The following is a 25,320-nucleotide window of genomic DNA, read 5'->3' as shown; positions in this document are numbered from 1 at the left end:
GTATTATGGCGTCTTTTTCCGACCGGGTCGGGCAGTTGCGGGAAGAGCTGCGGATTCCGCTCTATCTTCAGTTGCAACAGCTCGTCCGCCAAGCGATCGAAACGCGCGTCCTGGTGCAGGATGATCTGATACCGGCCGAGCGGGACCTGGCCGTCGAATATGGCGTTTCGCGCATCACGGTGCGCAAGGCGATTGACGGACTGGCCCAGGAGGGGCTGGTTGTGCGTCGTCGCGGTGCGGGGACATTTGTGGCTGCCCGCGTCGAAAAAAGCTTTTCCAAACTATCCTCTTTCTCGGAGGATATGGTCGCACGAGGGCGGCGGCCCAGCAGCGAATGGCTGATGAAGTCGGTCGGCCTTGTAACCCCCGAAGAATCGCTGTCGCTGGGCCTGTCGCCTGGCACGCAGGTTTACCGGTTCCAGCGTATGCGCTTTGCCGACGATGTGCCGATGGCGATCGAATATTCCACCATTGTCGGGCGCTGCCTGCCCGGTATCGATGCGGTCGGCGAGTCACTCTATGCCGCGCTCGAAGCCGTCGGCAACCGTCCCGTGCGGGCGTTGCAGCGCCTGCGCGCGATGCATTTTCCGCTGGAACAGTGCAAGCGACTGGGTGTCGAAACGGGTCATGCTGGGCTGTTCATCGAAAGGCGGGGTTTTCTCGCCGACGGGGAAGCCGTTGAATTCACACAATCCTATTATCGGGGCGACGCCTATGACGTCGTTGCCGAACTCAACGCAACTTAGCGCGGCGGGCCGCGCGTCAGGGGGTTTGATGTCCAACGTAGAGCTGCAATCGGGGCGATCCGCGATGTGGCTGGAAGCAGGCGAGGGTGGCGAGTCTGTCGCGCGCTTTCTCCTTCGCAATGGCAAGGCGCTGGATGCACTGTCCGAACGTCTGCGTTCCAGCCCGCCCAAATTGGTCATCACCTGCGCGCGTGGATCGTCCGATCATGCGGCGACCTATGGCAAATATCTCATCGAAACCTTGCTGGGCTTGCCGGTCGCGTCTGCGGCACCGTCCGTAACCTCGGTCTTTTCGACCGAGTTTCAGCAAACCGACGCTTTGCTGATCGCCATTTCCCAGTCGGGTCGCAGCCCCGACCTGCTGTCGACGGTCGAACGCTACAAGGCGGCAGGCGCCTATGTGGTCGCGCTCGTCAATGACGAAAGCTCGCCGCTGGCGACGATGGCGGATTACCTGCTCCCGCTGTGCGCTGGCGCGGAAACATCGGTTGCTGCGACCAAATCCTTCATTGCGTCCATGGCCGGCCTGGCCGCGATCGCGGGATGGTGGAGCGATGACGCGCGCCTGCGCGACGCCCTTGACCGGCTGCCGACCCTGCTCGACATGGCCTATGAACTGGACTGGACACCGCTGGTCGGTGCATTGGCAAATGCCAGCAATCTGTTCATCATCGGGCGGGGCTATGGCCTGTCGATCGCGCAGGAGGCAGCGCTCAAGCTCAAGGAAACCTGCGGACTGCACGCTGAAGGTTTTTCCAGTGCTGAGGTGCGCCATGGCCCGATGGCGATCATTGAAGAGGGATTTCCGGTGATCGCCTTCGCCACGTCGGATATGTCCGGCGATGATGTGCGGGCCGCCGCCACCGAATTTGCCGATCGTGGGGCGGACGTGCTGCTCGCCGATTGCCGGGCTGGCACATCCAGCGCGCTGCCGACACTCACGAGCCATGCCCTGCTGGAACCGATCCTCCTGATCCAGTCCTTCTATGCCGCCGCGGAAAGGCTGGCGCGCGCACGCGGGCTGGACCCTGATCAGCCGCCCTATCTGCGCAAGGTCACGGAAACCCGATGAGCATCACGGGATTTCACAATGGCTGCATATTGACGGGGCGGAACAGGCTCGACGGCGCGGCGCTTCACATTAATGGGCAGTTGATCAGCGAAGTCGTGCCCGGCGGCGCTCGATCAACCGATATTGATCTGGAGGGCGGCTATATCGTTCCCGGCTTCATCGATACGCAGGTCAATGGCGGTGGCGGCGTTCTGTTCAACGAGCGGATCGACGTGGCGGGCATCCGGCGCATTGGGGAAGCCCATGCGCGATTTGGCACCACGGCCTTTCTGCCGACCCTGATCAGTGCGCCGCTGGAAGATGTGGCGCTGGCGCTTGATGTCGTCGATCAGGCGATCGAGGCTGGCGTGCCGGGCGTGGTGGGCATCCATGTTGAAGGGCCATTCCTGTCAGATGCCCGGCGCGGCATCCATGATTCGGCGCATTTCCGGCCCTTGGACGACGAAGCGGTCGCTCTGCTCACGCAGCCCAGACGCGGCATTGTCATGGTGACGCTGGCGCCGGAGAGCAATGATCCGTCCGCGATCGACGCATTGGTCCGCGCCGGGGTCATTGTCTGCATCGGCCATAGCGATGCCACTTATGCGCAGACCCGCGCTGTGATTGATGCGGGCGCGCGGGGCGTCACACATCTGTTCAACGCCATGTCGCCGCTGCATCATCGCGAACCGGGCGTCGTTGGTGCCGTTCTGGAGGATGAAACGCTTTATTGCGGTCTGATCGTGGACGGCGCTCATGTCCATCCCGCCGCGATCCGCGTGGCGCTGGCGGCGCGTCCGCGTGACCGGTTCATGCTCGTGACCGATGCGATGCCAACCGTCGGGTCCGACGACAAGAGCTTCGTCCTGAATGGCGAAAATATCCGGGTTCAAGATGGCGTGTGCGTCAATGAAGAAGGAACGCTCGCCGGCTCTGACTTGGACATGGCACAGGCGGTGCGAAACACGCATCAGCTTGGCGTGCCGCTCGAAGACGCGGTCGCGATGGCCACCGTCAATCCTGCCGCTTTCCTCGGCCTGTCGGATCGCATCGGTGTGCTGGAACCCAACCACCGCGCTGATTTCGTCTGGCTGGACCGGGATCTTCGCGTGCGCGGCACATGGATTGGCGGCCAGCGCATTTTTTAAGGGTGAAGGCTGCGGACGGCGAATTTTGGTGCCCGGCGAATCGCCGGGATGAAGGGAACGCAATGGGATCGATCATCCTTACATCGCCGCTGCATGGTTGGGCCACGGTCATGGACGATGTGCCTGATGCCGTCTTTTCCGCACGGATGCTGGGCGATGGCATCGCTATCGAGCCGCTTGCCGGATTGCTTCATGCCCCATGCGATGGCGAAGTCCTGACCCTGCATAGCAGCGGCCATGCGGTGACCCTGCGTGGCGATGGCGGCGTGGAGGTGCTGATGCACCTTGGCATTGATACCGTCGCGCTGGACGGGCAGGGCTTTGATCCGCTGGTCGCTGTCGGGGATATGGTCATGCGCGGCCAGCCGCTCATCCGGTTCGACCTGGATGCCGTCGCCCAGGCGGTGCCATCCTTGATCACGCCCGTCATCATCACCAATGCGGACCGTTTCCGCATCCAGCGGCGCGTGACCGGACAAATTGTCGGCGTCGGCGAAGGCATCTTATATTTGGAGCCGGTCGAAGCCGCCATTGCGCTCGTCCCGGAGATAAATGGCGACAAGCGAGCCATGGCAACTGTCACAGTCCCGATGGTCCACGGCATCCACGCCCGCCCCGCCGCGCGTATCGGAGAGACGGCCCGGACGTTCGTAGCGGCCAGCTGGCTGGTCAAGGACGGGTGTGAGGCCTCAACCCGTTCGCCGATCAGCCTGTTGCAATTGGGCATCCGCCTGAACGACCGGATCGACGTCGTGGCAACGGGTGAAGATGCTACGGATGCTGTTGCCGCGATACGGGCGCTGATCGAAGGCGGGATGAATGAGGTCGAAGGGGGGGAGGTGTCCCCATCGCCCTCTTTGATCGAGCCGCAGCGCCGCATGCTGCCAGACGGAGCGATGGGCGGCACGTTGGCCGCGCCGGGCTATTGCATTGGCACCGCCCGCTGGCTCCATGTCGCGGATATCGACGTGCCTGTCGACGGGGCGGGGGTAGAGGCGGAACGAGCCCGTCTCACCGCCGCGATCGACACGGCGAGACAAGCCTTGGCGCAGTCGGACGGGCCAGCAGCCGATGCGGCGATCCGTCGCGCCCACCTTGCCTTTCTGGATGATCCGGCGCTGCAACAGGGTGCCGCCGCGCACATCGATATGGGCCGCGATGCCGGCCATGCCTGGCGTCACGCCTGCCGCGACATGGCGGCATCGATGCGGGCCATGGGTGACGCTCGCTTTGCCGAACGCGCCGACGACCTGCTCGATCTTGAGCGACGGCTATTGCAGCTATTGACCGGCAGCCCCGCAGACTCCCTGTCCTTCCCGCCCGACACGGTCCTGCTCGCCGACGAAATGGTGCCGTCGCAGGTCATGGCGCTGGACGCCCATGTCGTCGGGATCGCGCTGGCGCGGGGCGGCCCCACCTCCCATGTCGCCATCCTCGCCGCCAGCAAGGGCATTCCCATGCTGGTCGCGATCGGCGATCCATTGTCCGCTGTGGCCGACGGAACACGGCTCATTCTCGATGCTGATGACGGTCTGCTTCACGCTGATCCCCTGCCGCCCATATGGGCTGACGCCAAAGAGAAAGTGGCCCGCCGGGCGCAGGCCCGCAGCGCTGCCGTGGCCAACGCCACCCAATCCTGCGTCAGCCGCGACGGCGTGCGGATCGAGGCATTCGCCAATCTCGGGTCGCTGGCCGACGCAGAAATCGCCATGGCGCACGGGGCTGAAGGATCAGGCCTGCTGCGCACCGAATTCCTGTTCCTTGATCGGGACGCTGCCCCCGATGTGCAGGAACAGGCCACCCTTTACGGCCAAATCGCGGCGAAGCTGGATGGGCGGCCACTGATCATCCGTCTACTCGATATTGGTGGCGATAAGCCCGCCAGCTACCTGCCGATGGCGGCGGAGGAAAATCCGGCGCTGGGCTTGCGCGGGATCCGCGTCAGTCTGGCAAGGCCGGACATATTGGACCAGCAATTGCGCGCTATCCTGTCCGTCGTGCCATATGGCCAGTGCCGCATCATGGTGCCGATGGTCGCCAGCGTCGATGAACTGCTGGCGGTCCGTCAGCGGGTCGATATCCTGTGTCGGGAAATGGCGATCGGCCATCGGATCGAGGTCGGCGTCATGGTTGAAACCCCCGCTGCGGCGGTGACGGCGGCGATGCTGGCGCGCCATGCCGATTTCCTCTCGATCGGCACCAACGACCTGACCCAATATGCGCTGGCGATGGATCGCGGCAATCCGGCGGTCGCCGCTGGCGTGGATGGTCTCCATCCGGCTGTGCTGGGTTTGATCGCCCTGACGGCAGCGGGCGCGCGTGGCCATAAGCGCTGGGTCGGCGTCTGCGGCGGCCTGGCTTCGGACCGTCTTGCAATCCCGCTGCTGCTGGGCCTTGGCGTCACCGAATTGTCGGCAGCGCCCCATTTCGTACCGGATCTCAAGGCGCTGGTGCGCCGACTGTCGATCGCCGAGTGTCGCCTCCACGCAGAAGCGGCGCTGCAACTGGAATCCCCGGCGCAGGTGCGCGCGCTGGCGCGTCGTTTTGAGGAAGGTCTGTCGCAATGAGAAGGATTGTCGGATCGCTCCAGCCGATTGGCCGCGCCTTGATGTTGCCGATCGCCGTCTTGCCGATCGCCGGCTTGCTGCTGCGACTGGGGCAGCCCGACCTGCTCGGCATTCCCCTATTGGCGGCGGCGGGCGATGCGCTCTTTTCCAGCCTTGGTCTGTTGTTCGCGATCGGTGTGGCGACGGGCATCGCCCGCGACGGCAATGGGGCCGCGGCACTGGCTGGGGTCGTCTGCTATCTTGTGACGATGCACGGCGGCCGCGCCCTGCTCCAGGTGCCCTTGGATGTGACCGCCGGTCTGGCCGACGCGCTGGCGGACACTGTCGCGCAGGCGTGGAAGGCGAAGGCCTTTGCGCGCCTCGACGTCCCCGTCGGGATTGTGTCGGGCCTCATCGGCGGCACGCTCTACAACCGTTATGCCACGATCAGCGTCCCTGCCTTTCTGTCCTTCTTCGGTGGCCGCCGTTTCGTGCCGATCGTCGCAGGGGCAGCGGGGGTTGGCCTCGCCTTGCTGGTTGGCGGCAGCTATGCGCTGCTGGACGCCGGTCTGGATATCGCCAGCCGCGGACTGGTCGCTTCGGGCCATCTGGGCCTGTTCGGTTTCGGTATCCTCAACCGCCTGCTGCTCGTCACCGGGCTGCATCATATCCTTAACAATGTGGCCTGGTTCGTGCTGGGCGATTTCAACGGCACGACGGGCGATTTGCGGCGCTTCTTTGCCGGAGATCCCCATGCTGGCGCATTCATGGCGGGATTTTTCCCCGTCATGATGTTCGGCCTGCCCGCCGCCTGCCTCGCCATGTATCGCGCGGCGCTGCCGGACCAGAAGAAGGCGGTTGGCGGCATGTTGCTCAGCCTGGCGCTCACATCCTTTCTGACTGGCGTGACGGAGCCGATCGAATTCAGCTTCATGTTTCTGGCGCCATTGCTGTACGCCATCCATGCGGTGCTGACCGGCATATCAATGGTAGTCATGGACCTTCTGGGTGTCCGGCTGGGTTTCGGATTTTCCGCTGGCCTGTTCGATTATCTGCTCAATTTCGGACGCGCGACCCGGCCCTGGCTGTTGTTGCCGGTGGGGATTGCCTATTTCCTCATCTATTACGGCATTTTCGCGTTCGCCATTCGCCGCTTCAACCTCGCCACGCCTGGACGACAACCGGTCGAAACCCAACCCGAAACTGTCACGCAAACTGACGCTCGCGGCGCAGCCTATCTGGCCGCTCTGGGCGGTAGCGCCAATCTGCAGACCATCGGTGCCTGCACGACGCGGCTTCGCCTGATCGTCCAGGATCAGGGGCTTGTGAACGATGCTGCGCTCAAGGCGCTGGGTGCGGTCGCAATATTGCGTCCTTCGGCGCAATCGGTGCAGGTGATCATCGGCCCGATCGCCGACCAGGTTTCGGAAGAAATCCGCCTGGCTGCTGCCCAGGGCGCGGCACCGCGCACCTCCGCGCCCATCCCGGCAACCTCGCCCCCATCGTCATCTGTCGAGGCGCGGGCCGACATCATTGCGGCACTGGGCGGTGTCGACGCCATTGCCGACACACGCCTGGTGGCAGGACGGCTGCGGATCGTCCTCAATCGCGCCGTGAATGTCGGAAGCCTCTGGACGATCGCCGATGTACATGGTGTCGCCCATATCGATGATCGGACGCTGCACATCATCGGCCAGGGGTTGACGCGCTAGGAAAAGGGATCAGTCGATCCTGATCCCGTCGAGCGCGCCCAGCGCCAGCGCCACCGTCCCCAGCGGCCCGGCCCGGTCGCCCAGTAACGGCGCGCTGACCACCGATGCGATGCTCGCCTCGTCAATATAGGGCAGATAGCCGCCCGCCAGCGCCACCACCTTTGCGCGCACCCGGTCCAGCAGGTCGGTCCGGCCCATGCCGACCCCGCCACCGATCAGCACCTGACGGGCCGCTACGTTCATCAGGATCGTGGTGACCATCTGGGCAATGTCGCTGGCCACAAAATCCCAGCGCGGGTCGTCGGACGCGATGCTGTGGCCGGGCGCGCCGAAGCGCTGGGCGAGCGCGGGGCCGGACACCAGCCCTTCGATACAGTCGCCATGAAAAGGGCAGACGCCAGGAAACTCGTCGCCCGGCGCACGCCGAACCTGTATATGACCAATTTCTGGATGCAGCGCGCCATGGACGGTACGGCCGTTAAAGGCGAAACCGCCGCCGACACCTGTGCCGATGGTGATATAGCATAGGCTGTCCGATGGCACGGCACCTTGCGCCCCCGCACCCCAGCGCAATTCGGCCAAGGCTGCGCCATTGACGTCTGTATCGATGGCGGCTGGACAATCGAAAGGTTCGGTCAACGTCGCATAGATGTCGGCCCCGGCCCAGCCGGGTTTCGGAGTGGGCAGCATGATACCGAAATCAGGAGCCTGTCGGTCCAGCCGCAACGGGCCAAAGCTGCCGATACCCATCGCCGCAAAGGGCGTTTCCCCATGCCACGCGCGCAATATATCCAGCACGGACCCCAATGTCGTCGCAACCTCCCTGGTAGGGATGGTGCGAAGATCCATGATGTTCTTGCCCTGCGCGCGCACGACCACGACCTTCGTTCCGCCCAATTCTACGCCTGCGACTATGGCCGGATTGGTCACCTTCATCTCCCTGCAATTCCTTATCGCTCGTTGCGGTCATTCTGGCCCATGCGCAGGCACGAAATTCGAACCGGATGGCTTATGTCGGACGCGCGATCCACAGATCATGTCCTCATAATGCGAGAATTGGTATTATCGCAACACGAACCTTGTCCTTGACGCAGCTCGCTCAGTCATTCGATGTACAAAACAGCACAGAAAGAGGCTGGCGCACGGCTAAATTGCTGCGCCTTTCCTCGACTCGCCATATGTCGAGTTTCGACATTCCAGACTCAATTGTAGCGGTCGAATTTCAAGGCGCAGCGGCTTCCCAGGCAGGAAAAAGCAATTTTTATATCCAAAAATTCAGCAATTTATGCCGGATGTTGCGGACCATAGTGCGCCAATGTCATTTTTGTGTAGATTTTGCGAAATCTGAATATAACATGGAAATAACCAAAGGGTGGGTTTGGTTATCATCACATGTCCAATGTGCCCTTTTGGTGAAATCAGCAGGCCAGCAAATTGGCCGGGGAGTCGTCGGTGCGTGGCACCGTATTAGGGGGAATTGTTCATGGCTTTGCGACATATCGCGTTTCTGACAACCAGCGCACTTGTGGCGCTTCCCCTCGCCGCCGCCGCGCAGCAGGCCGACGTCGCCGCCGCGTCCGGCAGCGAGAGCGAAATCGTCGTCACCGGATATCGCGCCAGCTTGCGCGACGCGATCGAGATCAAGCGCAAGGCGAACTCTATCGTCGATGTCATCAGCGCGGAAGATGTCGGCAAATTCCCCGACAGCAATATTGCAGATTCGCTGGCGCGCCTGCCCGGCGTGACCGTCGACCGTCAATTTGGCGAAGGCGAACAACTGTCCATTGCCGGCGTCGAACCAGCGCTCAACCGCCTGACCATCGACGGTCATTCGGTGGCATCTGCCGACTGGGGTGGCAACCCGTCCGACCGGTCCAGCCGCACCTTCAACTATTCGTTGCTGGCCCCGGCCATCGTCAGCCAGGCGATCGTCTACAAGACGCCGGAAGCCCGCCTTCAGGAAGGCGCGATCGGTGCCAGCGTCGATGTCGTCACGCGCAAGCCGCTGGATCTGGACGCCAACACCTTCCGCTTCAACGGCGGCTATGAATATAATGACCGCGCCAGCCGGGGCAGCCTGCGCGGGTCGGCGCTTTACAGCTGGAAGAACCAGGACGAAACCTTCGGTGTCCTGGCGGCCGTCAATTATGACAAGGAGCAGCTGAGCCGGGCAGGCGTCGCATCCTACTGGTATCGCACGGGTGCCGCTTTGCTCGATAACGCGAATTCCAGCGCCCTCGTCAACGGCAAGCGGATCTCCGACCTGACCGATGCCGAACGTACCGCGTTCAGCGACGCCCGTTATGCGTCCTTCCTGGCCCGCGAGTTCTTCAAGCAGGAGCGTGAACGCATCGGCTTCAATGGCGCTGTCCAGTTCCGCCCGGCCGACAACCTGACCCTGACGGGCACCGCGCTGATCATTCGCGGCAATTATGACAATGTGTCCAACTCGATGTACACCTATGGCTTTGAAGGTTCGCGCATGGTGAGCGCGCAATCCTCCAACGGCATCGTGACGTCTGCGACCTTCGCTGGCATCCCGGACGGCACGAACGGGGCCACGGGTCAGCTCGACACCAACTTTCGCCGCACGCGCGTCAAGAATGACACATATTCCGCCATGCTCGACTGGCAGCCGGAAGGCTGGCTGATCACCGGCAACGCCGGCTATACCAAGGCTACCGGCGGCAAGGACCCGGAATATCTGCTCGATTTCCGTACCAAGCAGGGCTTTACCGCTGGTGCCAATGGCAAAAACACGATCGTCGATTGGGACTCAGCGGCCAGCGATCCGACCAAATGGCTCAGCAACTTCACCGCCGTTGGTGGTGAAAATCTCAGCCCTTCGGATCAGGCAGCCAATGGCGGCGTAGCCTTTTTCGGTCGGCAGATTGGCGGCATTCCGCTCCAGTCGGGCTTCACCAAGGATGACGAAAAATTCGGCGAACTGAATTTCAAGCGTGACGTCAGCTGGGGACCGATTACCCACCTGCTGTTCGGCGCACGTTTTGCCGATCATTCCAACAGCAACACGACCTTCAGCAACGCCGTATTCACCAACCGGAATTTCACGCTGGGCGATCTCGATTACTACGTCCTCGACAAGGATCTCTACAAGGGGCTTGGCACAACCGGAAACGGCACGCCCTATGCCACGCTGGACAAGGACGGCATCATTGCCGCACTTGATGAATATGGCACTGTGCAGATCGACCGGGGCCTGGCGAAAAATGAATATTTCAAGGTCGATGAAAAGATCGGCGCTGCCTATGTCCAGGCCAATTTCGAGGCTGGCAAGCTGCGCGGCAATGTCGGCGTCCGCTTCGTTCACACCAAGGACGTCTCCAACTTCTATGTTCAGAGCAACGGCATCTATGAACTGACCCGCGTTTCCAACAGCGACGATCGTTTCCTTCCCTCGATCAACCTCATTTATGATGCGGGCGATCAGGTAGTGTTGCGCGCTGCTGCGGCAAAGGTCATGGCCCGTCCCCGCTATTCCGACCTTGCTGGATCCATCTCTCTGGACGATGCGACCCGGTCTGGCGGTGGTGGCAACCCGGATCTCAAACCCTATGCCGCGACCAATTACGGCTTGTCCGCCGAATGGTATTTCGCACCAGGCAGCTTCCTGGCGGCCGAACTCTTTTACCGCGACATTTCCAACTATGTCGGTAACGCGGTGGAAGATGGCGTGACCTTCACCAATCCGGTGACCGGCCAGACGCTGGACTATTCGATCTCGCGTCCGGTCAATGGCGGCAAGGCGAAGGTCACCGGCTTCTCTCTGTCGGGCAATGCGAATTTGATCGCGGGTTTCGGCCTCCAGGCAAGCTACACATTTGCCGACGCCGAAACGCCTTTCGCCAATGGCCTGCCCTATCTGTCGCGCAGCACTTTCCAGATCTCGCCCTATTTCGAAAGCGGCCCGATCCAGGCGCGTGTCAGCTACAATCGCCGGTCCAAATATTTCTACCGCTTCGGTCGCCAGCAGTCGCAGGATTATACCGCCGCCTATCGTCAGGTGGATGCGCAGATTTCCTATGCGATCTCGGAAGCGATCCAGTTGACCGCGACGGCCTCCAATCTGCTCGACGAAACCTATTATCAATATAGCTCGACGCCGTCGGCACCGACGTCGATCTACAAGAACGGACGCGTTTTCTCGACCAGCGTCAGCGTCCGCTTCTAATCCCCTCCAGATGTGCCGATTTGACCCGTCCCTCCATTGGAGGGGCGGGTTCTTTTTGTACGCCGATCCGCATTTGTTACCGGGGCCAGCTGCCCGGTCGGCATAGCTGAACCATGCCGGGATGCGTATGATCCAATGCTTGCCTATATGTTCAGCGCAGGCCGAACAATCTGTCTCGCACCGACCCAGACTGTTTGGAAACGCGTTGAATATGCTATGATGCAGCGACAGTCTGGAGGGCCAAATGGGTCGCTTGATCACCGCCAGCACATCGTCCGGCCCGATCGTCGCCGGTCGCCAGCGCCTGTTGCACGACCTTTCGCCAGTGTCGCAGCGATGCTGCCCGATCTGCGGCAGCGTTGGCAGGAATGAAGGATCGTGTCGCGCGCGGTAGCCGGTCGAGCGCTATCAGATCGGGCCACAGGCCGACGGTAATGCCCGCCAGAAAGGCCGCGCCCAGCGCCGTGCTTTCATGATTGGCCGGGCGTTCGACCGGCAATCCCATCATGTCGGCCAGAAATTGCGCGAACCAGTCATTGGTCGCCATGCCGCCATCGATGCGCAGCATGGCGGGCGGGGCGACGCCATCACCCGCCATCGCCTCGACCAGGTCGCAGGTCTGGAACGCGACCGCCTCCAGCGCGGCGCGGACGATATGCGCCGGGCCGGTATCGAGCGTCAGCCCGGTGATCGAGGCCCGCACATCGGTCCGCCAGTGCGGCGCGCCCAGCCCGACAAAGGCGGGGATCAGGTGAACGCCATGATCGGCGGGGACGGACGCGGCCAGCCGGGCGCTATCCTCCGCACTGGTAATGATACCCATCGTGTCGCGCAGCCATTTGATCGCCGCACCCGCGATGAAGATCGACCCTTCCATCGCATAGGCGCGCTCCTGCCCGATGCGATAGCCGATGGTGGTCAGCAGCCGCTTGTCCGACAGGGTCGGCACGGTGCCGATGTTGGAGAGCAGGAAGCAGCCGGTGCCATAGGTCGATTTGATCTGCCCCGGCGCAAAACAGCGCTGACCGATCAGCGCAGCCTGCTGATCCCCCGCCATGCCCGCAATCGGGATGGCACGGCCCGTAATCGCCGGATCTGTCATGCCGAAGATATGCGCGTTGGCATGGACGTCCGGCAGCAATGCGCGGGGAATGGCGAAGAGGCGCAGCAGATCATCGTCCCACTGCTCGGTCATGATATTGTAGAGCAGGGTCCGGCTGGCGTTGGTCAGGTCGGTCGCATGGACCCGCCCGCCGGTCAGTCGCCACAGCAGGAAACTGTCCACGGTCCCCGCCGCCAGTTCGCCCCGCTCGGCCCGCGCTCGCGCGCCGGGGATGGTGTCCAGCAGCCAGCCCAATTTGGTCGCCGAGAAATAGGGATCGAGCAGCAGCCCGGTTCTGGCCCGTACCATCGGCTCCATCCCATCGGCCAGCAGCGCGGCGCAGCGGTCGGCGGTGCGGCGGTCCTGCCAGACGATGGCATTGTGCAGCGGCTTGGCCGTAGCGCGGTCCCATAGCAGGATCGTCTCGCGCTGGTTGGTGATGCCGATCGCGGCGACATCATCGGTCAGCACCTCGCGCAGCGTTGCGATCGCCCCCTGCCAGATATGCTCCGGGTCCTGCTCGACCCAGCCGGGATGGGGATACTGTTGCGGCAGGTTGCGGCTGGCGCTCGCCTCAATCGCCGCGTCCGCATCGAAACGGATCGCGCGGGAGGAGGTGGTGCCCTGGTCGATGGCGACGATGCTCATGCGATGGTCTCACGGATATAGTGGCCCAGCCGCTCAACCTGCGCGGGGTCAAGATAATAGCCCAACTTGGTCCGCCGCCAGAGTATGTCGTCGGCACTGCGCGCCCATTCGTGGCGGATCAGATAATCGACCTCCCGCGCCCGCAATCCCGCGCCGAAATCCGTGCCGAGATCATCGGCTGTGCGGGCATTGACCAGAAGCGTGTCGATCCGGCTGCCATAGGCATGGGCCATGCGCCGCGCGACAGGTTCGTCAAGAAACGGCCAGCGTTCCCGAACGCTAGCGAGGAGCGCCCCGAAATCCCTAATGTCACCACCGGGCAGCGCGCGGTTGCGCGTGTCGCCGCCTTCTATCCCCAGCCGCTCCAGCGCCGCCTGGGCCAGATGCCGCGCGGTCGTGATCTTGCCGCCGAACACACTCAGCAACGGCGCGCCCTTGCGGTCCAGTTCCAGCCGATAGTCGCGACTGACCGCACTGGCGGCCTGCGTCCCGTCATCCACCAGCGGACGGATACCGCCATAGCTGCCGACGATGGCGTCCTCGCGGAGCGGCGTGCGCAGATAGCGGTTGGCCGCGTCCAGCAGATAGGCGATCTCGGCGGGCGCAATCACGGTGTCGGTCGGGTCGTTCACCGTCACTTCGGTCGTGCCGATCAGGGTGAAATCGTCCAAATAAGGGATGGCAAAGACGATCCGGCCATCGGCTTGCTGGAGCAGCCAGGCATGGTCGCCCGCCAGGCACCGCTTCACGACGATATGACTGCCCCGCACCAGCCGGATAGGACTGCTGTCATTCTGCCCCAGCCGACCGTGCAGCACTTGCTCCACCCATGGCCCGGCGGCATTGACGATGGTGCGCGCCGCAACCTGATGCACGCCCGTCGCGTCGCGCAGCGTCACCGTCCATTGCTCCGCCTGCCGCTGCGCCGATTCCAGCCGGGTGCGGGTGCGGATTTCCGCCCCGGCTTCCGCTGCGTCCATGGCGTTCAGCACCACCAGCCTGGCGTCATCGACCCAGCCGTCCCAGTAACTGAACCCTCGCCCGCCATTCTGCACCAGCGCCGGATCATCCAGCCGGATGCCGCGCGAACGGGGCAGGCCGCCGCCCCAAGCAAACAGATCATAGAGCCACAAGCCCATCCGCACGATCGGCCAGGGCCGCATCGATGGCATATGGGGCAGGCGAAACTCCAGCGGCCAGACGATGTGCGGCGCGGTGCGCAACATGACCGCCCGCTCGGCCAGCGCTTCGCGCACCAGCTTATACTCATGATATTCCAGATAGCGCAGCCCGCCATGCATCAGCTTGGTGGAAGCAGACGATGTCCCCTGCGCCAGATCGCCCTGCTCGACCAGCAACACGCGCTTGCCCGCGACCGCAGCGGCTCTGGCAATCGCAGTGCCGTTCACGCCGCCACCAACGATCAGAAGGTCATATGGCTCAGGCATGGAGGGGGCGGGCTTCATCGCCATGCGTCCGGTGCGGCGTCAACCCTGTGTCCATGGCGGTGCAGCTCTCCTTTATATCTATGCCAGCGCGATCGTCAGTCCGCTTCTTGCCATAGACTTCGCTTCGGAACACGCAGCCTTTTATATCCCTGCCACCGGGTCGATAGGTGGATTTCATATTTTGCTTTTGATCCCGCCCGCCGCGGCGGCTCTGCTTGTCCGCAACAATTGAAGGAGTGGATATGAAGGGCAAGCCTTAGCCGCGCAGCGGGTTAGGCGAAGTTGGAAGAGGGGGATCGACGCTGGTGCCTGTAGCAAGCCCATCCCCCATCCTGTCCTACATGCCCCTATTCTGCTAGGCCCGGCAATGGCTCCTTCCCATCGTCCGCACACCATCCCCGGCAGCGCATCATGCGCTGTCGTTCCTCCTATCATGCCAGAATTCACCATAGAGGATATGGACGAAGTTAGCGAAGTTCCGCGACACAAAATGTCCCGATGGCGTATCATAATGTCGCATTTGCCGGGAAATATGCGAAGTTAAGCGCCCGAAATCCTATTTTTCAGGCCGCCTCTTCCACGACAAAATCGACATGCAGCCCACGCAGCGTCATACAAATCATCTGTGCGCCATGTCACCGGCAAAGCCGCACTGATCACGGGCGGCAGTCAGGGGCGCAGCACCCAGCCGCCATCAACATGCAGCGTCTGCCCGGTGATCCAGGCACCGGCCTGCGAACAGAGCAATAGCAGCGCACCGACCAGTTCATCGGGTGCGCCACTGGCGCGGGTACAGACGCTCATCGCCAGATATTGCGCGAAGGGAGAGCCTTCGGGCACCAGCTTCGCGCCCGCTTCGCTGGTGACATTGCCCGGCGCGATCGCGTTGGCCGTGATGCCGTCCCGGCCCAACTGCTTGGCCATGGTGGTGGTAAGGCCGGTCAGCGCCAGCTTGCTGACGCCATAAATGGACACGGCAGGGAAAGCCCCGCCCGACACCTGATTGATGATCCGGCCGCCGCCGCGCGCCCGCATGGACGGGATCACCGCCTGTGCACAGCGCAGCGCACCGGTGACGTTGACGGCCATGATCTTGTCCCACTGGTCGAACGGCACTTCGGCGACATTCAACTGTCCCAGTTCCAGCATCAGCGCAGCGTTGTTGACCAATATATCAACGCCGCCAAAGGCATCCTGCGCAGCCGCCGCCATGGCTGCAACCTGATCGTCCTGGGTGATATCGACCCCGGCGGCGATGGCCCGGCCACCCGCTGCAATGATTTCGTCAGCGATAGCCTGCGCGCCTGCCAGATTGATGTCGGCAACGACGATGGCGGCACCCGCGGCGGCAAGGCCTGTCGCATAGGCGCGACCGATGCTGTTACCACGCCCGCCCGCGCCGGTGACGATAGCGACTTTGCCGTCCAGACGGAACTGGTCGATGGAAAAGGGCATAAAGGCTCCTGCGAATAAAGGGTCATGCGGCAGCGCTGTGCGCGACCAGATCGAGATAGGGGCGGGCGGTGTCGCGCAGCACGGCAAAGGACGGCGCGTCGCCCATCACCTCGCCAAGCAGCGCGACATCCTTGGCGAGCAATTTGGCGCCATGAGCGAAGGCACCGACACTGGGTTGGCGGGCATAAACGTCGAAGCCGAAGCTGCGCCCGCTGCTGACCTTGACCAGCTCGGCCAGTGCCGCGCGATCGACGCCGATCGCATCCGCCGCTTCGAGCGCATTATGCGCCAGCGCCATATGGGCAGCCATCAATGCATTGTTGATGAGCTTGGCATTTTGTCCGGCACCGACATCGCCCAGATGGACGATCGTCCCGGCAAAGGCGCGCAACAAGGGGGTGATCTTCGCCACAACATCGGCATCGCCGCCCAGCATCACGGTGAGCGTTCCGGCTGCCGCGCCGCCGCCACCACCGCTGACGGGTGCATCGACCAGGCTGATGCCGCGCGCAGCGGCCTGATCGGCAAGGCGGGTGCAGGTGCGGGGATGGATGGTTGAATGGATGATGATGACGCCGCCGGATGCCATGGCCGGGATCAGATCGGCACAGATCGCCTCTACCCCGGCATCATCCACCACGCAGACCGCAACGATGGCGCACGCCGCCCCCAGCGCGGTCACGCTGTCGGCAAAGGTTGCACCGCTATCGTGATAGGGGGCCAGGCTTTCGGGGCGACGCGCCCATAGCATCACCGGATGGCCCGCCTCGATCAGGCGCTGCGCCATCGGGCCGCCCTGACTGCCCAGACCAATGAAACCGATCGTCATTCCGCTATCCTCCCCCTTTTCACCCTGCGGTGATGCCACGGTCGATGTTGATGCAGGCGCCGTGAAAGCCCTGCGCCCCGGGCGAGGCGAGCCAGGCGATCGTCTGGGCGACCTCGTCCACCTCAACCAGACCGCGTAGACCGGAAAAACGGGCGATCAGCGACGGGTCGATATTGTCCGGCATGGTCAATCCGGTGACGATGCCGGTCATCATGCCGCCCGGCGCGACCGCGTTGATGCGGATCGGCTGGTGCATATATTCCATCGCCAGCGCCTTGGTCATATGGGTCAGCCCGGCCTTGCTGGCGCAATAGGCGGCGAGATAGGCCTCCCCGACAAAGGCGGCGGATGAAGTCACATTGACGATCGCGCCATCCTGGTCGAGCAGGTGCGGGATAGCCGCCTGGCACAGGAAGAAGGGGGCGTGGAGATTGACCGCCATCGTCAGCATATAGTCGCGCGCGGCCATGTCCGGCGTGTGCGCGAACTTGATGACACCCGCGACATTGCACAGCGCATCGAGCCGACCGAAGGCGCTCAGCGTCGTCGCGACGGCTGCGCCGCAATTGTCGGGTTGCGACAGGTCGGCGCTATGGATGTGGGCCACGCCGCCGATCGCCGCGATCTCCCCGGCGGTGTCGGCCAACCCCTGCGCATTGACATCGACGATGCAGACGCTGGCACCGGCACGGGCCAGCGCGATCGCGGTTGCCCGGCCGAGGCCGGAGGCCGCGCCAGTGACTAGCGCCACCTTGTCCACCATGGATGGAGGGGTCATGCGTCTGTCTCCTTTGCGCCAAAGGCCAGCCCCTTGGCGACCTGCGCGCCTTGTTCGATGACTGCGCCCTGCGCGACCGATGCCTTGGGCCAGCCGGCGTGGATGGCGTATTGCAGGATGAATTCGAACATCTCGCTTTGGGTTGTATTGCCGCTCTTCATCGCGGCGTAGATATGGGTGTGGATCGGCGTGTAGGCGGCTGAATCGCAGACCCCGACCAGCGTGATCCAGCGGCGCGCTCGCTGGTCCAGGCCGGGTCGGTTCCATATTTCGCCAAAGACATAGCCATTGATCCCGGCCTCAAAATAGGCGGTTTTCGCGGGCGGCCCGCCAAAGGTCATGACGTCGATGAAGGCAGCCATGCCGTCCGCCATCCGCGCATCATGCTGCCATGGTTCGGCCCGGATCGGCGGCACGTCGGCAGGGGGCAGGCCCAGTGCGTCGGCAGCGGTGCTGACCGCTTCATCAAACAATGCGCCCGCGCTCCAGCCGCAATAGATGGCGGCATGGGTTGCGGCTTCGCGCAGTTCGGCCAGCGTCAGATCGCCATTTTTAAGCGCCCCGCGCGCATAGGCCGTCGCCATGGCGCGATGGCCGGTATTGGCGGCACTCGCCAGCGCGATCAGATAGCGTGAGCGGCGGTCGAGGGCGTCGCGCGACCAGACTTCGGCAAAGATGAAATCGCGCCATGACTGGTCATAGAGCGTCGCCGCTTCCGGCGCTCGCAAATCGAGTATCTCCGCCTGCAATGCCAGGCCGCGCGCGGTGCGCTGCTGCGGATCGAGCAGGGTCATCATGCCACCGCCGGGGGCGTCAGATTGACGTAAACATTCTTGATCCGCAGAAATTCGTGCAGACCCGCTTCTCCGCCCAGACGGCCATAGCCGCTCTGCTTCATCCCGCCGAACGGGACGCAGGGGGTCATGGCTTCGCCCGACGCATTGACCTGAATTTGCCCGGCGTCGAGCTGGCTTGCGACATGATGGGCGCGGCGCAGATTTTGCGTGTGAATATAACCACCCAGCCCGAAATCGCTGTCATTGGCGATCGCTATCGCCTCTTCCTCGCTATCGAAGGGCGTGACGGTCAGGACCGGGCCGAATATCTCCTCACGGGCGATGTGATCGTCAGGGCTGACATCGGCCAGGATCGTCAGTGGCAGGAAATAGCCTTCGGCATGATCGCCCTCCAGCCGCGTGCCACCGGCAACGACACGCGCGCCGTTCGCCTTGGCCGCGTCGATCATCCCAGCGATGCGATGCAAGGCTGGCAGGGAGATGACAGGGCCAAGCACCACCGTCTTGTCGAACGGGTCGCCGACGAGAACATGCGCCGCCATGGCACCCAGCATCTGGAGATATTGTTCGTAGATCGGCCGCTGGACCAGCAGGCGCGTGCCGTTAACGCAACCCTGGCCATTGGCGCTTACTCCACCGGACAGACCACGCCGGGCCGCTTCCTGAAGATCAGCGTCGGCAAAGACGATCACCGCCGACTTGCCGCCCAATTCCAGGCCGCAGGGCTTGAGCGTTTCGGCCGCGTTGCGCAGCACCGTCTTGGCCGTCGCACCGCTGCCCACGAACTGGATCTTGTCGATGCCGGGATGCGCGACCATTGCCGCCCCGACATCCGCGCCACCGGCGACGACGTTGATGACCCCGGCGGGGAAGCCCGCCTCCAACAGCAATTCGCCCAGCCGCATGACGGCCCATGGGGCAAGTTCGGGTGCCTTGAGGACGATGCAATTGCCCGCCGCCAGCGCCGGGGCCAGCACCATCGTCGCAGCGAACAGCGGGCCATTCCACGGCACGATCGCGCCAACCACGCCATAGGGTTCATAGGCGACATAATCATGGGCGGGACCGCCCCAGGTCGGCACGGTGCACCCCTGAATCTTGTCGGCCCAACCACCAAAATAGCGGAATTTCTGTGCCGCATCCACTGCGACGAAAGGCGCGGCCCGCATGATCGAGCCATTTTCGATGACGCTGAGCGTGGCCAGCTCCATCATCGTCTGCTCGAACAGGGCAGCCGCCCTGAACATCAGGTCGCGGCGTTTGTCCCCTGCCAGCGCGCGCCAGCCCGGCAGTGCAGCCCTGGCTGCCTTGACCGCCGCATCGACATCATCGGCATTGCCCAGTTGCAGGCTGCGCGTGATCTGGCCGGTGGCGGGATAGATATGGTCGTGGATTGCGCCGCCGCCTGCCTCTGCCCTGCGGTCGCCGATCAATATGGGGTGGCGCGGCAGCAGATCGAGCGCGGGTTGGGTAAATGCCATTCATCCCTCCTGTTGCGCCATCCATCGGATTTGGCGTCTGTGGAGCGGAAGATATCATAATATATGCCTGTTAATAGGACGAATAGAAGGGTAAATGGCATATCGCTGTCACGTTACGCCGATAATATGCGTATAAATATGTGGATGTTATTTCAGCCGGAGCGGTAAACCGGCGGCGATGAAGACGGCCTGATCGACGGCGGCGGCCACCGCCTGATTAATCTCACCCGCCATATCGCGGAAACGCCGGGCCATGGCATTGTCGGGAACGATGCCCAAGCCCACTTCATTGGAGACGAAGATCAGCGGGCCGGCAGCGAGGGTGATGGCGTTGGTCACTGTTTCGATTGCCGGTGCGAGATCACGTTCTGCAAAGAGCAGATTGGAGGCCCATAAGGTCAGGCAGTCGATCAGCAGCACCCGGTCCGCCCGGCTTTCGGCGGCGATTGCAGCGGCCAGATCGAGCGGAGCATCGACCGTGCGCCAGCGCGCGCCGCGGTCATCCTGGTGCCGGGCGATACGCTGGGTCATTTCATCGTCCAGCGCCTGCGCTGTAGCGATATAGACCAGATTGCCGGACCGACTTTCCGCCTGCGCCTGGGCAAAACGGCTTTTGCCTGACCGCGCGCCGCCCAGGACCAGCAGGGATTTGTCAAACGGCTTCTCATTCATCGTTCATTTCCGGCGTTTTTTCGATTGTCCTTTAGCAACTTATTGGCGAACGGCATCATCGGATAGACAAGAACGGAACGCCTGTTTTGCCAGACTGGACTCATCATGGCGGTCGCCTTTCGCAGGCCATGGCGGCTTTTCCGCAGGTGAGCGGATCGTGGCTGGACCTGTCGACCGGGATTAACCCTGATCCTTGGGATGGCATTGATCGCCTGCGCATCGATTGGCGACGCCTGCCGGATGAGACCGATCTGGCCTTGCTGGAACAGGTCGCGGCTGTGCATTTCGGTGTGCAGGGTCATGGCGTGCTGGCGCTGCCTGGCACCGAATTGGGGCTGCGCGGCCTGTCGATGCTGGGATTGCCCGCGCCGTTCCGTCATGTCGCGCCGGGATATCGCACCCATGGCGAGATTTTTGCCGATAGCCGGGCGATTGATTATGGCGCGCTTGCGCAGGAGGCCGGGCAGGGCGGGACGATCCTGCTGGCCAATCCGGCCAACCCGGACGGGCGGCTGATGACGGTGGCGGAACTGGTAGCCATCGCCCATAAGCTCGCGGCAAAGGGTGGTTGGCTGGTGGTCGATGAGGCCTTCATCGACGCGCATGAGCGGGGGAGCCTGTTGCCCGCGCTGGATGGAGATGCGCCGGTGGTCGTGCTGCGGTCCTTCGGCAAGTTTTTCGGATTGGCGGGGGTCCGTTTGGGCTTTGCGGTTGGCCCGCAAGCGCTGATTGAACGATGGCGGGCGATGCTGGGGAGTTGGCCCCTGTCCGCCGCGGCCATCGCGATCGGCACGGCGGCCTATGGTGACGCGCGATGGATCGCGGCCACCCGGCAGCGATTGAGCGAACGAGTCGCTGCGCTGGACGCCATGCTGGTGCGGCATGGGCTGAGGGCGACGGGGCAGTCGCCGCTGTTCAGGCTGGTGGAATGCAATGCCGCGCGGCTGTTCGATCGGCTGGCGCGACGCGGCATCCTGACTCGGCCATTCGACTATGCGCCGTGCTGGTTGCGGCTGGGGGTTCCGGCCCGTGCGGACGAACTGGACCGGCTCGACCGGGCCTTGGCCGATGGCTGATCCGGTTGCGCTGGCGGCATTGGTGCTGGATGCGGCGATTGGCTGGCCCGGCGCGCTCTATCGGCGGATTGGCCATCCGGTCGGGCTATTCGCAGCCTTGATTGATCGGGGTGAGACTTGGGGCAATCGGCCGCATTGGTCCTTTGCGCGGCGTCGCGTGCTGGGTGTCGTCACCATGGCGCTGTTGCTGGTGCTGACCGGCGGGCTGTGCCGGCTGGCGCAGGCGGGGTTGACGATGATGCCTGGCGGGTTGGGATGGATCGGCGTTGCGCTGCTGGCCTGGCCCGCGCTGGCCCAACGCAGTCTGCATGATCATGTGCTGCCGGTTGCACAGGCGCTGGAGCGTGGCGATTTGGGCGGCGCGCGGCGTGCCGTCGGGATGATCGTGGGGCGCGATACGGCAGCGCTGGACGAGAGCGGGGTGGCGCGCGCGGCGATCGAAAGTCTGGCGGAGAGCTTTTGCGACGGGGTTGCCGCCCCTTTGTTCTGGCTGGTCGTCGGTGGATTGCCGGGTGTCTGGTGCTACAAGGCGATCAATACTGCCGACAGCCTGATTGGCCATCTTGAGGACCGCTGGCGCGCGTTCGGCTGGGCGGCGGCGCAGATTGATGATGTGGCCAATCTGATCCCGGCGCGGCTGGGTGGGCTGGTGTTGTGCGTTGCAGGGATGGGCGGCTGGCGAACGATGGTGCGCGACCATGGTCGGCACGCATCGCCTAATGCTGGCTGGACCGAAGCGGCGATGGCAGGGGCATTGGAACTGCAGTTGGCGGGGCCGATCGCCTATGATGGCGTGGTCCATGACAAGCCTTGGATCGGGGCGGGACGCGCAGATGCGGGACCGGATGATATTCGCCTGGCTTTGCGTTTCTATCGCCGTGCGTGCCTGCTCCTGTGGGGGATCGCTGCGGTCGTGATGTGGTTCTAACCTGTCACGACGATCGCGAACAGGCCCACCTCGACCAGTTCGATCCCCGCGCCATGGCAATCGCCTGACACGCCGCCGACCCGGCGTTTGAGCCAGAGCGCCCAGAGGGCAATCAGCAATGGCGCGGCCAGCATGGCGGGGACTAGCCAGGTGCTCGCGATCAGCAGGCCGAACCAAAACGCAATATGAGGCCAGCCGACCGCATCGGCAAAGCGTGCGCCCAGGCCGGCATGGAGCGGGGGGAGCCATCTTGCCCATATTAGTGGGCCGATCCGCGCGGCAAAGGGGATCAGCAGCAATGGCAGATTGTTATCCTGCTCGATCAGCGCGCGGAGCAGGACCAGCTTGGCGAGCAACAGCAGCATGATTGCGACGACACCGAAACTGCCGACATGCGGATCAGCCATGACGGCCCGGAAGCGCGCTGGGTCTTTGTGGCCCGCGCCGACTGCATCGGCGAGATCGGCAAGGCCGTCGATATGGAGCGCGCCGGTGATGCCGATCCAGAGCAGCAGCACCGCTAGCGCCGCGATCCAGGCATCGCCACGCAGGAGCTGTGCGCCACCCGTCAGGAACAGGCCGATCAGCAGGCCAACCGCAGGAAACCAGCGCATCGACCGGGCAAAGGCGTCGTCATCCACCGCAATGGAGGGGAAGGGGAGACGGGTCAGAAACTGCGCAGCGATGATCAGGCCTTTCATGACCGCAGCCCGATAATCTGCGCGGAGGGCGCGTCGCCCCGCCACAGCTTGAGCGATAGCAGCGCGGCATAGGGCAGGTCGAAGGCCCAGACCTGCCGATGATCAAACCCGCAAAGTGCCGCCAGCGCAGCCCGCATGGCACCGCCATGGGTAACGGCCAGCGTAGGCCGGGACGGCAGCGCATCGATCGCAGCGGTTACGCGCTTGACCAGTGTAGACCAGGTTTCGCCATCTGGTGGCGGGTTGGCATCCGGGTTGGTCCAGAAGCGTCCGAGCGCAGCGTTGTCAATCTGGGTGGTGGCCAGACCGTCCCATGCGCCAAAATCCATTTCGCGCCAGCGCGGATCGATCGTCACTGGCAGGCCAAGCGATCCGCCAATTGCCCTTGCCGCCTTGCTGGCGCGTTGGAGGTCGGAGGATATAAGCCCATGTACGGCCAGCCCACACGCTCGCTCGACACAGGCGGCGATGCCTGCCGATGTTGGTCTCGCATCACTACGGCCAAGCAACCGCCCCGCGCCTTCCGGTTCACCGTGGCGCAGCAGATGCAGGGTAAAGCTGCTCATTCCCGGCCTGCCACGCCCGCTTCGGCAAAGGTCGCCATGCCGTTATGCGCCGCCAGCGCACCCCGGATGATCCCGACCGCCAGCGCCGCGCCGCTGCCTTCGCCCAGCCGCATGTCGAGCGAGAGGAGCGGGGGCAGGCCCAGTCGCTCCAGCAGGCGGCGATGGCCCGGTTCGGCGGACATATGCCCGGCGATCAGATGATCAGTGATGGCGGGAAAGCTGGCTGCCAGCGGGGCGACCGCCGCGCAGGAGATGAAGCCGTCGAGCACGACCGGAATGCTGAGGTGCCGCGCCTGCACCACTGCACCTGCTATCGCCGCGATTTCGCGTCCACCCAATCGCCGCAATGTCTCGAACGGGGTATGCGCGGCATCTGTGTGATGCGTAAGAGCACGGTTCACAACCGCGATCTTGCGGTCAATCCCCGCCTGATCCATGCCTGTTCCCGGCCCGACCCAATCCGCCGCGCTGCCGCCTAAACTGCGGGCGCACAAAGCTGACGCTGCGGTCGAATTACCGATCCCCATTTCGCCCACGATCAGCAGATGCAGCCCCGTATCGACCGCCGCCGCGCCTGCCTGCAACGCCGCGAGACAATCCGCCTCATCCATCGCGGCATCCACGGTGAAATCCGCCGTTGGGCGGTCGAGGTCCAGCGCTACGATGTCCACGTCCATCCCCGCCGCCTGCGCCAGCGCGTTGATCGCGCCGCCGCCGTTGCGGAAATTATCGACCATCGCGGCGGTGACGCTGGCAGGGAAGGCGCTGACGCCATGGACGGTGACGCCATGATTGCCCGCAAAGATAACTGCGCGGGCATGGTCGATCAACGGGCGCGGCGTCCCCTGCCATCCGGCGAAGAACAAAGCGATTTCCTCAAGCCGACCCAGCGATCCGGCGGGCTTGGTGAGGTGCGCCTGTCGCTCGGCAGCGGCGGCGATGCTGGCTGGCTGCGCTTCCGGCAATGTGCGCAGAGCCATGTCGAAGGCGCCGGGGGAAGCAAAATACCTCATTCGGCGACGAAGCCCGGCGGCGGGGTGCGGGTGATGAAATGGCCCTTCACGCCCTGTGGCCATTGGCCGAAGGGCACCCGGCCATGCTCGCTGGCGGCATAATGGACGGCATAGTCAAGGATCGCGGTTGCCGCCTGTTCGTCGGGATCGAAGCGGCCCAGCACATAGCCGACCCGACCCGGCGCGCGCAGATGAACGGTGCAAAAGTCTGCGCAGGCGAACAGGCAGGCCATTTCCTGCACCGCGATGCCGGCATAGCGCGGGTGGCTGGCCTGCACTTGCCGCAACTGTTCGACCAGTTGCGCGCCACCGCGCTGGCCATCGCCATTCTCACGCGCGTCCTTGCTATGGCGGCAAGTGTTGCACGCCACGATGGCGGGGCCGTCATCCACGGGTTTCAGCATGGGCAAGCTTGTCCTTTCAACGGGGAG

Annotated in this window: 23 protein-coding genes; 10 read left to right on the top strand and 13 right to left on the bottom strand. The window is 63.6% G+C overall.

Annotation, left to right across the window (positions count from 1 at the left end; translation table 11 throughout):
* The first annotated feature begins 5 nt into the window (after positions 1-5).
* The 5 genes from D0Z70_RS05995 to nagE all read left to right on the top strand — a co-directional run bounded on the left by D0Z70_RS05995 (position 6) and on the right by nagE (position 7,203).
* The gene (locus D0Z70_RS05995) at positions 6-746 is read left to right on the top strand and encodes a GntR family transcriptional regulator (protein ID WP_119744541.1); all 741 of its coding nucleotides are present in this window, start codon (positions 6-8) and stop codon (positions 744-746) included.
* A 28-nt stretch (positions 747-774) separates the two neighbouring features.
* Entirely contained in the window at positions 775-1,818 is a 1,044-nt protein-coding gene (locus D0Z70_RS05990; RefSeq protein ID WP_182913859.1) for an SIS domain-containing protein, read from the top strand.
* Complete coding sequence (nagA, locus tag D0Z70_RS05985) at positions 1,815-2,945, top strand: N-acetylglucosamine-6-phosphate deacetylase (protein ID WP_119744539.1); 1,131 nt, start codon at positions 1,815-1,817, stop codon at positions 2,943-2,945. Before D0Z70_RS05990 ends, nagA begins: the two co-directional genes overlap by 4 nt.
* A gap of 62 nt (positions 2,946-3,007) precedes the next feature.
* Positions 3,008-5,512: a phosphoenolpyruvate--protein phosphotransferase gene (gene ptsP / locus D0Z70_RS05980; RefSeq protein ID WP_119744660.1), complete on the top strand. Its 2,505-nt coding sequence runs from the start codon at positions 3,008-3,010 to the stop codon at positions 5,510-5,512.
* On the top strand, positions 5,509-7,203 hold the full coding sequence (nagE, locus tag D0Z70_RS05975; protein WP_119744538.1) for an N-acetylglucosamine-specific PTS transporter subunit IIBC: 1,695 nt from the start codon (positions 5,509-5,511) through the stop codon (positions 7,201-7,203). Before ptsP ends, nagE begins: the two co-directional genes overlap by 4 nt.
* Positions 7,204-7,212: 9 nt before the next feature.
* Here the strand turns inward: nagE and D0Z70_RS05970 are convergent, their stop codons facing one another.
* Positions 7,213-8,118, bottom strand: coding sequence for an ROK family protein (locus D0Z70_RS05970; RefSeq protein WP_119744659.1), 906 nt, complete (start codon positions 8,116-8,118; stop codon positions 7,213-7,215).
* Between the two features lie 170 nt (positions 8,119-8,288).
* Between D0Z70_RS05970 and D0Z70_RS24575 the strand changes: the two genes are divergently transcribed.
* Both D0Z70_RS24575 and D0Z70_RS05965 read left to right on the top strand, forming a co-directional pair.
* Positions 8,289-8,714 carry a hypothetical protein gene (locus D0Z70_RS24575; protein ID WP_147418743.1) on the top strand — a complete coding sequence of 142 codons (426 nt, stop codon included), beginning with the start codon at positions 8,289-8,291 and terminating at the stop codon, positions 8,712-8,714.
* 14 nt (positions 8,715-8,728) lie between these two features.
* Positions 8,729-11,395 (top strand): TonB-dependent receptor, encoded by a 2,667-nt coding sequence (locus D0Z70_RS05965; protein ID WP_239018825.1) that lies wholly within the window; start codon positions 8,729-8,731, stop codon positions 11,393-11,395.
* Positions 11,396-11,609: 214 nt separating this feature from the next.
* Here the strand turns inward: D0Z70_RS05965 and glpK are convergent, their stop codons facing one another.
* Positions 11,610-13,145, bottom strand: a complete 1,536-nt coding sequence (gene glpK, locus D0Z70_RS05960) for a glycerol kinase GlpK (RefSeq protein ID WP_239018824.1) — start codon at positions 13,143-13,145, stop codon at positions 11,610-11,612.
* Positions 13,142-14,593, bottom strand: coding sequence for a glycerol-3-phosphate dehydrogenase (gene glpD, locus D0Z70_RS05955; RefSeq protein WP_239018823.1), 1,452 nt, complete (start codon positions 14,591-14,593; stop codon positions 13,142-13,144). The genes glpK and glpD overlap by 4 nt, the downstream gene beginning before the upstream one ends.
* Between glpD and D0Z70_RS24850 the strand changes: the two genes are divergently transcribed.
* Complete coding sequence (locus D0Z70_RS24850) at positions 14,592-14,825, top strand: hypothetical protein (protein ID WP_182913871.1); 234 nt, start codon at positions 14,592-14,594, stop codon at positions 14,823-14,825. The two genes, glpD and D0Z70_RS24850, sit on opposite strands and share 2 nt — an antisense overlap.
* Positions 14,826-15,262: 437 nt before the next feature.
* On the opposite strand, the gene D0Z70_RS05945 is transcribed toward D0Z70_RS24850, so the two are convergent.
* From D0Z70_RS05945 to cobU, 6 genes are all read right to left on the bottom strand, one after another.
* Positions 15,263-16,048: an SDR family oxidoreductase gene (locus D0Z70_RS05945; protein WP_119744535.1), complete on the bottom strand. Its 786-nt coding sequence runs from the start codon at positions 16,046-16,048 to the stop codon at positions 15,263-15,265.
* 22 nt (positions 16,049-16,070) lie between these two features.
* Entirely contained in the window at positions 16,071-16,877 is an 807-nt protein-coding gene (locus D0Z70_RS05940; protein WP_119744534.1) for an NAD(P)-dependent oxidoreductase, read from the bottom strand.
* Between the two features lie 19 nt (positions 16,878-16,896).
* Positions 16,897-17,655 carry an SDR family NAD(P)-dependent oxidoreductase gene (locus D0Z70_RS05935; RefSeq protein WP_119744533.1) on the bottom strand — a complete coding sequence of 253 codons (759 nt, stop codon included), beginning with the start codon at positions 17,653-17,655 and terminating at the stop codon, positions 16,897-16,899.
* The gene (locus D0Z70_RS05930; RefSeq protein ID WP_239018822.1) at positions 17,652-18,452 is read right to left on the bottom strand and encodes a carboxymuconolactone decarboxylase family protein; all 801 of its coding nucleotides are present in this window, start codon (positions 18,450-18,452) and stop codon (positions 17,652-17,654) included. Before D0Z70_RS05930 ends, D0Z70_RS05935 begins: the two co-directional genes overlap by 4 nt.
* Complete coding sequence (locus D0Z70_RS05925) at positions 18,449-19,933, bottom strand: aldehyde dehydrogenase family protein (protein ID WP_119744532.1); 1,485 nt, start codon at positions 19,931-19,933, stop codon at positions 18,449-18,451. Before D0Z70_RS05925 ends, D0Z70_RS05930 begins: the two co-directional genes overlap by 4 nt.
* 147 nt (positions 19,934-20,080) lie before the next feature.
* Positions 20,081-20,605, bottom strand: coding sequence for a bifunctional adenosylcobinamide kinase/adenosylcobinamide-phosphate guanylyltransferase (cobU, locus tag D0Z70_RS05920; protein WP_119744531.1), 525 nt, complete (start codon positions 20,603-20,605; stop codon positions 20,081-20,083).
* A gap of 128 nt (positions 20,606-20,733) precedes the next feature.
* Here cobU and D0Z70_RS05915 point away from each other — a divergent pair, with 128 nt between their 5' ends.
* Positions 20,734-21,681 (top strand): aminotransferase class I/II-fold pyridoxal phosphate-dependent enzyme, encoded by a 948-nt coding sequence (locus D0Z70_RS05915; protein ID WP_182913858.1) that lies wholly within the window; start codon positions 20,734-20,736, stop codon positions 21,679-21,681.
* Positions 21,674-22,609 carry an adenosylcobinamide-phosphate synthase CbiB gene (gene cbiB, locus D0Z70_RS05910; protein ID WP_119744529.1) on the top strand — a complete coding sequence of 312 codons (936 nt, stop codon included), beginning with the start codon at positions 21,674-21,676 and terminating at the stop codon, positions 22,607-22,609. The genes D0Z70_RS05915 and cbiB overlap by 8 nt, the downstream gene beginning before the upstream one ends.
* Here cbiB and cobS read toward each other — a convergent pair.
* The 4 genes from cobS to D0Z70_RS05890 are packed head-to-tail and all read right to left on the bottom strand — an operon-like array spanning position 22,606 to position 25,293.
* Entirely contained in the window at positions 22,606-23,310 is a 705-nt protein-coding gene (gene cobS / locus D0Z70_RS05905) for an adenosylcobinamide-GDP ribazoletransferase (protein ID WP_119744528.1), read from the bottom strand. The two genes, cbiB and cobS, sit on opposite strands and share 4 nt — an antisense overlap.
* Positions 23,307-23,876: a histidine phosphatase family protein gene (locus tag D0Z70_RS05900; protein ID WP_119744527.1), complete on the bottom strand. Its 570-nt coding sequence runs from the start codon at positions 23,874-23,876 to the stop codon at positions 23,307-23,309. Before D0Z70_RS05900 ends, cobS begins: the two co-directional genes overlap by 4 nt.
* On the bottom strand, positions 23,873-24,889 hold the full coding sequence (cobT, locus tag D0Z70_RS05895; RefSeq protein WP_119744526.1) for a nicotinate-nucleotide--dimethylbenzimidazole phosphoribosyltransferase: 1,017 nt from the start codon (positions 24,887-24,889) through the stop codon (positions 23,873-23,875). Before cobT ends, D0Z70_RS05900 begins: the two co-directional genes overlap by 4 nt.
* Positions 24,886-25,293 (bottom strand): DUF1636 domain-containing protein, encoded by a 408-nt coding sequence (locus D0Z70_RS05890; protein ID WP_119744525.1) that lies wholly within the window; start codon positions 25,291-25,293, stop codon positions 24,886-24,888. Before D0Z70_RS05890 ends, cobT begins: the two co-directional genes overlap by 4 nt.
* Positions 25,294-25,320 lie beyond the last annotated feature (27 nt).

The organism is Sphingobium terrigena (genome assembly GCF_003591655.1).
GTDB classification, from domain to species: Bacteria; Pseudomonadota; Alphaproteobacteria; order Sphingomonadales; family Sphingomonadaceae; genus Sphingobium; species Sphingobium terrigena.
The sequence above is the reverse complement of the archived record's forward strand: the minus strand, read 5'-3'. Positions and strand labels throughout refer to the sequence as shown.

Bases quoted from the DNA above. Each gene is read 5' to 3' on its own strand.
- ptsP (WP_119744660.1), top strand. From the start codon at position 3,008: ATGGGATCGATCATCCTTACATCGCCGCTGCATGGTTGGGCCACGGTC.
- D0Z70_RS05945 (WP_119744535.1), bottom strand. From the start codon at position 16,048: ATGCCCTTTTCCATCGACCAGTTCCGTCTGGACGGCAAAGTCGCTATC.
- cobS (WP_119744528.1), bottom strand. From the start codon at position 23,310: ATGAAAGGCCTGATCATCGCTGCGCAGTTTCTGACCCGTCTCCCCTTC.
- glpK (WP_239018824.1), bottom strand. From the start codon at position 13,145: ATGAGCATCGTCGCCATCGACCAGGGCACCACCTCCTCCCGCGCGATC.
- D0Z70_RS05990 (WP_182913859.1), top strand. From the start codon at position 775: ATGTCCAACGTAGAGCTGCAATCGGGGCGATCCGCGATGTGGCTGGAA.
- D0Z70_RS05930 (WP_239018822.1), bottom strand. From the start codon at position 18,452: ATGATGACCCTGCTCGATCCGCAGCAGCGCACCGCGCGCGGCCTGGCA.
- nagE (WP_119744538.1), top strand. From the start codon at position 5,509: ATGAGAAGGATTGTCGGATCGCTCCAGCCGATTGGCCGCGCCTTGATG.
- D0Z70_RS24850 (WP_182913871.1), top strand. From the start codon at position 14,592: ATGGAGGGGGCGGGCTTCATCGCCATGCGTCCGGTGCGGCGTCAACCC.
- cbiB (WP_119744529.1), top strand. From the start codon at position 21,674: ATGGCTGATCCGGTTGCGCTGGCGGCATTGGTGCTGGATGCGGCGATT.
- D0Z70_RS05915 (WP_182913858.1), top strand. From the start codon at position 20,734: ATGGCGGCTTTTCCGCAGGTGAGCGGATCGTGGCTGGACCTGTCGACC.
- D0Z70_RS05995 (WP_119744541.1), top strand. From the start codon at position 6: ATGGCGTCTTTTTCCGACCGGGTCGGGCAGTTGCGGGAAGAGCTGCGG.
- glpD (WP_239018823.1), bottom strand. From the start codon at position 14,593: ATGCCTGAGCCATATGACCTTCTGATCGTTGGTGGCGGCGTGAACGGC.
- cobU (WP_119744531.1), bottom strand. From the start codon at position 20,605: ATGAATGAGAAGCCGTTTGACAAATCCCTGCTGGTCCTGGGCGGCGCG.
- D0Z70_RS05925 (WP_119744532.1), bottom strand. From the start codon at position 19,933: ATGGCATTTACCCAACCCGCGCTCGATCTGCTGCCGCGCCACCCCATA.
- nagA (WP_119744539.1), top strand. From the start codon at position 1,815: ATGAGCATCACGGGATTTCACAATGGCTGCATATTGACGGGGCGGAAC.
- D0Z70_RS05900 (WP_119744527.1), bottom strand. From the start codon at position 23,876: ATGAGCAGCTTTACCCTGCATCTGCTGCGCCACGGTGAACCGGAAGGC.
- D0Z70_RS05890 (WP_119744525.1), bottom strand. From the start codon at position 25,293: ATGCTGAAACCCGTGGATGACGGCCCCGCCATCGTGGCGTGCAACACT.
- cobT (WP_119744526.1), bottom strand. From the start codon at position 24,889: ATGAGGTATTTTGCTTCCCCCGGCGCCTTCGACATGGCTCTGCGCACA.
- D0Z70_RS05935 (WP_119744533.1), bottom strand. From the start codon at position 17,655: ATGACCCCTCCATCCATGGTGGACAAGGTGGCGCTAGTCACTGGCGCG.
- D0Z70_RS05940 (WP_119744534.1), bottom strand. From the start codon at position 16,877: ATGACGATCGGTTTCATTGGTCTGGGCAGTCAGGGCGGCCCGATGGCG.